Source organism: Neptunitalea chrysea, assembly GCF_027924145.1.
Classification (GTDB): Bacteria; Bacteroidota; Bacteroidia; order Flavobacteriales; family Flavobacteriaceae; genus Neptunitalea; species Neptunitalea chrysea.
The window spans coordinates 21,742-28,722 of the sequence record NZ_BRVP01000031.1 but is presented as its reverse complement, the minus strand read 5'-3'; the positions used below and the strand labels follow the sequence as shown (position 1 = coordinate 28,722).

Here is a 6,981-nt window from a genome sequence, read left to right as displayed (position 1 = left end):
ATTAACCTTTATCCAAGCTTTTCTTAACCTTTTTTTAAAACATTTTAACTAAACCCTACAATTCAATTAGTTACACAATAAAACCCTCATCAAATTAATTAAAGTACTATGAAAATAGGTTCCAAACCAACCCAAATCGGATTACAAAATCTCTATACGGGGTATTAACTGTAGAATAATAGTTGTACTCTTTAGAGAACAAATTATTTATATGTTCTGCTTTAAAGAAGAATCTAGTCTGTCTAATCTTAAAATCCAAGAATGCATCTATAATAGGATACTCCCCTATCTCTGTATTATTCTGTACAGAAAATTCAGAAAGCAGCGGATTAAACTCGTCTGTATAGTATTTGGTAAAATACTTTAAGGTTAAACCAGTTTGTAGTTGTAGATTATTTTTAAACATTGGAGTAGAGAAATAGAACGTATTCCTAGTTACAAATTGTGGTACATTCAATATATCATCATCTTGTACCACCTCCTGATACATTATAGTATTATTAAGCGCAAACTTCCATAACTTAAACTCTTTCTCTAATTTCAGCTTTAAATAATTAATAGTACCCGAATACTGAGCAGGCTTTACAATTGAAGTTAAGGAGTCACTCAAACTTTCTTGCTTTTGAAAATACGTATAGTTATCAAGCATACTATAGGTAAAATCAATATTAGCTATTTTCTTTAAGCTAAGTTTTGCATGCAATGTTTTAGTTTGTTCTTTCTCAAAACTATCTACATTATACCAATTATAATTAATGTAATCGCTCTGATACATTAAATAATTAAAGTTAGGCATCCTATCATTAATATGTATAGAAGCTTCCAACCTATTATCATCGTTAAAATCATAAGATGCTTCTCCATATATATCTGTACCTCCAAAATCACCAACAAGAGTGGTAGCTACATACCCATTTACATCAAACCCACCAATTTGTTTCTCATAATTTGCTTTCACAGCCGTTTCGTTAGCTTTAATACCACTAGGAATGGTAATACCATCTACATTGGTTAAGGTTCTATACATGTAATTGTAGTTATAGTTAATAACTCGAAAACCAATATTTCCCAAAAGATTATTCTGTAATTCAGCAAACACATGATTCTCCATTGTCCTAAATTTAAACTGATCTCTCATATTAGAACTTACATAGGCATCGCCAAAATAATCGGAAGCATTTCCATCTGTATAATAGTATGACTTGGTTTCGTAATTAAATTTATGTCCTATATTTAATACATTATACCTTACACTATCTTTATCATGAATAAGCGCATATTGTTGTCTTATAAAATATCTTTTCCCCACCAACAAACTCTCTGCATCTTCAAGAATTACTTCCAATCTCGACCTATCTTGAAAATCTTCCTCTCCTGAAGTAAAGTACTCATTATATAGTATACCCGCATTTTCCTGATTTTTTATATCCTGACCCACAAAATGCACTTTTAAATCATATCTGTCATTTACCGAGTGATAATTGGTACTAAACCTAAAATTACCCGTACTCGATTCTAAATTCTTATACTTACCCAAAGATTTCATCCCCTTATAAGCAATATAGAAGTTTAATTGTTTAGACGTATTAAATGAAATAGAAGCATCCAACAGCTGCCCTTGTTCAAAAGTCGTTTTAAAAAACCATTCAGTAAGTGGTGTAGGCATACTATAATAATTGATATCTTCTGCCTCAAACCAATTATAGTACTTAGATCGTTGCCCCGATTGAGGGAACAACCAGGTATCTGCATCTAAAGATAGTCTGTTATATGTTTGCCCTACATTTGACAAAGGCAACAACTCAAAATTGTCTTTTCTTAAATAATTAAATTTGTAATCTTTATAGATTGTTAAAGTAGTATCTACAAAAGTGGTATCGTTTTCAAGATTAAAAATTTTATAATCCTGTATATTATTAGGGTTTTTCCATAAACCCGAGTTTAACGAATCATTACTTCGTGCATTAATAGAATCATTAACAGGTAAATCACCCCCAATAGTTTTTATAGTTTTTTGAGCCATTCCTAAACTGGCAAAACCTATAAACACAAGTAAAAAAACAAATCTCATTCTTTTCATTTTACGCAAAAGTATGTTTTTTAAACGAAATCAGGTTTAAATATATTTTGTTAATTAGCAACGTAAATTAATCTATATTATGTTAAAACCATTTCATTATTGCCAAATGGAAGCGGGAACCGATGAAGCCGGAAGGGGTTGTCTTGCCGGACCTGTTACCGCAGCCGCTGTTATTTTAAACGAAAACTTTGCAAATACCATGCTAAACGATTCGAAACAGCTAACAGAATTAAAAAGAAATGCGTTACGCCCAATAATAGAACAAGAGGCTCTAACTTTTGGTGTAGCCCATATTTCTCCAAAAGAAATTGACGAAATAAATATTTTAAACGCTTCTATAAAGGGAATGCACAAGGCTATTGATTTATTAAAAGTTCTACCTGAATATATAAGTGTAGATGGAAACAAGTTTAAACCTTATAAAGAGATTGATCATGCGTGCATTATTAAAGGGGATGGTAAATATATGAATATTGCTGCAGCATCTGTTTTAGCTAAAACCTATAGAGATGCCTATATGGAACAGATACATGAAGAGTACCCAATGTACAATTGGAAAAAAAACAAAGGATACCCTACTAAGGAACATAGAGACGCCATTAAAAAATTCGGAACTACAAAATACCATAGAATGAGCTTTAAATTGCTACCTGAGCAATTGAAACTTGCATTCTAAAATGCTTATTTTTGCAAAAAGCTTACTATCATGCGTACCAAAATACTTATACTACTCATATTTATTGTAGTAGGTTGTGCAACATCTGATGAAAAGGTAAAAACCATCTTAGATTACATTCCGGATAACACTAATTACATTTTAAAAGTAAATGACTTAACCTCATTTACAGGAGAACTGAGAAATAATAGCTTTTTAGAAAATTCTTCATTTCAATTAGATAATAACATTATTCAAAATTTAGGTTTTATAAACACAACAAAACCTTTTTATCTTTGTAATTATAATGATAAAACAACTGTACTTGTAGATAAAGAGTTTACTACATTTACTTTTAACGATACGCTTACAATCGCTAAACAATCTAATCTTAAAGAAGGTACTACTCAAAAATTTGAATATAATAGCCTTGAATGGAATATTACAACTTTAAAAAACACCTTTGTAATACATAATTACAAAGAATACGAAATACCGAAGCAAACAATAGCTAGCAACCTTAAAAAGTTAGTAGCTTTGAGTAACGATAAAATTAGTGCTTCTATTTTTTATAATGCTACTTACAAAAACTCTCTTAACACTATTTTTCCTGAAGCTACTTATCTCACGAAAAACTGGTTTTATTTTGATATAATCACAAAACCGAAAGAAATTATATTTTCAGGACTTGTTACAGGAGCCAATAAATCTATTAAGGACATAGGAATCGGAATTTCTCAGACAGCAAATGTAACCCCAAGACACTACAAAAAATTTACAGGGTATCTACTAAAGGATTTAAGTAATTCTGTTTTCCCTAAATTATCAGACTCTCTTTTAATTAATGCCATTTCAGAAATAGGCTTTATTAAAAACAAATCGAGCACTAAAGCTTTGGCTCTTTTCACCTCACTTCCTGATGATCTATTATCACACTATGCTTCTACCGAAATAGAAAGTTATAAAAATATTGCTATCTATAGCTCAGACCAGCAAACTGAATTAAAAGCTATCTGTAATTTGTTTCATGAAAAATTTGCTCCAAATTATCTAGCTCTAGGAGACACTTATCTTATTTTTTCAGATTCTACTGAAGAACTTCATACCTTAATAGATGGAATTTTAAATAATACAACTTTAGCAGACCAGGAGTATTTTATAAAATCTATAGAAAAATTACCTCAACAATCATCAATTTTAAGTGTCAACCTAAATAAAAAGGACAGAAACCAAAAAAGTATAACCATTTTACAAGCTACAAAAAACACTAGTGGATATTATGTTAATGTTCTGAACAATGAAATTAATACCTCTTTAATTGATAGCAAAACTGATGCTATAACTGAACTCGCTACCTTAGAATTAGAAACTGAACTTGCAACAGATCCTATTCTAGTAAAAAACTATGTTACGAATGGTTTGGATATTGTAGCTCAAGATGTAAATCACCAGTTATACCTTATATCATTGGATGGAAAAATACAATGGAAACGTAAACTGGATAGTAAAATACAAGGCGATATAGCGCAAATAGATATGTATAACAATGGTAAACTTCAACTAGCCTTTACCACAAAACATAATTTTTATATTGTAACCAGAACCGGAAAAGATGCACCTAACTTCCCCGTTCATTTTAACGATGAAATTTCCAATGCTACTGCAATATTTGATTATGACCTTAAGCACGATTACAGGTTCTTGATATCTCAAAAGGATCAATTATATATGATAAATAATTATGCTAAAAGTGTATCGGGTTTTAAACTATCTAAAACACTTGGAAACATAACAGCAACACCTCAACACATACGAGTAGGCAGAAAAGACTATATTCTTTTAAAAACCGATAAGAATAAGCTTTACATTCTTAACAGAAAGGGGCAAATAAGAATACCTGTTTCTAAAACTTTTGATTTTTCTAAGAATAAGTTTTATTGGTATAACAATGCATTTACTACAACTACAATGTCGGGAGATTTAATTAAGATTACAGAAAAAGGTAAAGTAACTAAACAAACAGCACCTTTACAAAAAAATCATGTTATGACGGCAACCCCAAAAATGCTAATCACTTTTACCGAAAACATGTTAACTGTAAACAACACCACTATTACTTTAGATTATGGTATATACGCTGCACCGGAAATATTTAAAGAACATGGATCTGACTATATTACTATTACCGATACTCAAAATAGTAAAGTTTATATTTATAATACCCAAACTAATCCATTAGAAGGCACGCCTGTTTTTGGTCAAGGTCCCGCTTTTATAAAATATAACAATAAAACAGGATACACCTATTTAGTTACCAAAGGAGGTAATCATAAATTATTACTTTATAAAGTATAAAAAATTAAAAAGCCTGATAGCTTTTAAAACTATCAGGCTTTTATGATACGTTATGGCTTACGTAAATTATTCACATGTCGCCTGAAGACCTTCTTTTACATCTTCCCAATCAAGACCACCTAAACTTTGCTCAGTCTCAACTCCCATTACTGTAATTGTGTAAGTGTCATCCCCATCTGTATAACAGAATTCGGTGCTCATACCAGCAAGTGTACAATCAAAACAATCTGTTCCTGAAGTTCCACCCTCACCAGAATCGTCATCACTTGAACACCCAACAAAACATAAAGAAGCTACGATAGCAGAAGCTAAAAATAATTTTTTCATAAGAATAATTGATTATTTATTGATTTATTTTCCGCTAAGTAATACAAAAAATTAAACGCATGCAACTTGTTGCATTAGAATTACACACTTCTAATTTTACCCTTAACTTAACTATTAAGTAATCAAAAAATAACCCTTATTACAGAAAAAAGCATAAAAATTCTACAAACGACCCAAAACTTTATACAAATTTAACACCGAGTTTAAATAAGAATTTGTTAGCTCTATGTCAGAAATCTTTACCTTAACAAGTTTATTCTCTCTAGTATTTACATAAAATATGGAGCTTTCCCCCATTTCAAAAAGTCGCATCTCGGCATCTAACATCTGTTGATAAGAGTGTACCAAATCTAAATTAAGCGATAGTTGCTGCTGATAAGAATCTAATTCATTATACTGAGCGTCTATTTTATTCTGAACACTTTGTTTCTGGAACTGTAATCCATATTGTGCATCCTGAAGCTTTATTTTAGCTAATTTTAGAGCAGCTCGTTCTTTGCGTAAAAATATAGGTAAGGTAAAACTAGCACCTACTTTATAATCTTCTAAACGACCATCTGTTATATAATCTGGTTCTGACAAATAATTATAACTTACATCTAACTTAGGTAAAAGGCTATTCGCTTTTAATTTACGATCTATTTCCTGAATTTGAATTTTAGTATTTAGTGAACTAATTTTAGGATGCTCGTCTAAATTTGTATTTCTTGCCAACGGATTAATTCCTAAAACATCAAGAATACCATCAGAGAGTTCAGTTTCCGGAACCATACGCTCATCTAACTCCAAAGGAATATTATTTTCTGTCCATATGTAATTAGACAAAGCTAACCTACTTTTCATTAGTTTAAGCTTTGCTTGCTCTAATTCTAGTTTTCTTGTTTTTACATTTATTCCAGACTCAACACTATCTATAGGAGAAAGCCCACCTAGCCTAATAGACTTCTTTGTCCAATCTAAACGAATTTCAGCATTTTTTAAAAAATACTCATACATCTTCACCTTTTCAAAGTTCTGCTTCCAATCCATATACGCAACCGAAGCCTCATATATAGCATCTATCACCGCTAAAGTTTGCTCATAACTCCCGAGCTCAACATATAATTTCCCCTTCTTCAATTCGGCCATACGATCATTAATCCACAAACCTTGACCAACGGGAATGGTAATTCCCAAAGATGTTAACCCATTATATGGTACTTTATTTTGCGGATTCAGGTAAACTCCCCCATTATTATCAAAAGCTGCTTTTATTTCTATACCATACCAAGTTGGTATCTTAAAGCTTCCATTAAACAGCGAGTAATATTTTTTATCATGATATTCCTTTTGTGAAAAATCTCCAAGAATTTTAGGATCAAACGCACCACGTGCTTTTAATAATTTCGCCTCTGCTTCCGAAAGTTTCAACTCTGCTTTTTTAACTAAAGGATGAAATTTTTTCACATGAGCTAAATATTCTTGATATGTAAATTCTTCCTGAAACTCTTGAGCAAATACCAACTGAGAACCCAACATCAAGAAAACAACAAGAGTTATTATTTTTTTTATCATAGTAACTTAA

5 protein-coding genes are annotated in these 6,981 nt (G+C 31.0%); 2 read left to right on the top strand and 3 right to left on the bottom strand.

Features of this window, described 5'->3' with window-relative positions; translation table 11 throughout:
* Nucleotides 1-106: 106 nt before the first annotated feature.
* A complete protein-coding gene (locus NBRC110019_RS15695) occupies nt 107-2,071 on the bottom strand; it encodes a putative porin (RefSeq protein WP_281756421.1) in 1,965 nt (654 codons plus the stop codon).
* Nucleotides 2,072-2,159: 88 nt separating this feature from the next.
* Between NBRC110019_RS15695 and rnhB the strand changes: the two genes are divergently transcribed.
* Together rnhB and NBRC110019_RS15685 are read left to right on the top strand one after the other, a co-directional pair.
* The gene (gene rnhB / locus NBRC110019_RS15690) at nt 2,160-2,756 is read left to right on the top strand and encodes a ribonuclease HII (RefSeq protein WP_281756419.1); all 597 of its coding nucleotides are present in this window, start codon (nt 2,160-2,162) and stop codon (nt 2,754-2,756) included.
* A 30-nt stretch (nt 2,757-2,786) separates the two neighbouring features.
* Nucleotides 2,787-5,090 (top strand): hypothetical protein, encoded by a 2,304-nt coding sequence (locus NBRC110019_RS15685; protein ID WP_281756418.1) that lies wholly within the window; start codon nt 2,787-2,789, stop codon nt 5,088-5,090.
* A 66-nt stretch (nt 5,091-5,156) separates the two neighbouring features.
* Here NBRC110019_RS15685 and NBRC110019_RS15680 read toward each other — a convergent pair whose 3' ends face one another.
* Together NBRC110019_RS15680 and NBRC110019_RS15675 are read right to left on the bottom strand one after the other, a co-directional pair.
* Nucleotides 5,157-5,417 (bottom strand): hypothetical protein, encoded by a 261-nt coding sequence (locus NBRC110019_RS15680; protein ID WP_281756416.1) that lies wholly within the window; start codon nt 5,415-5,417, stop codon nt 5,157-5,159.
* Nucleotides 5,418-5,579: 162 nt separating this feature from the next.
* Nucleotides 5,580-6,971, bottom strand: coding sequence for a TolC family protein (locus NBRC110019_RS15675; RefSeq protein ID WP_281756415.1), 1,392 nt, complete (start codon nt 6,969-6,971; stop codon nt 5,580-5,582).
* Nucleotides 6,972-6,981 lie beyond the last annotated feature (10 nt).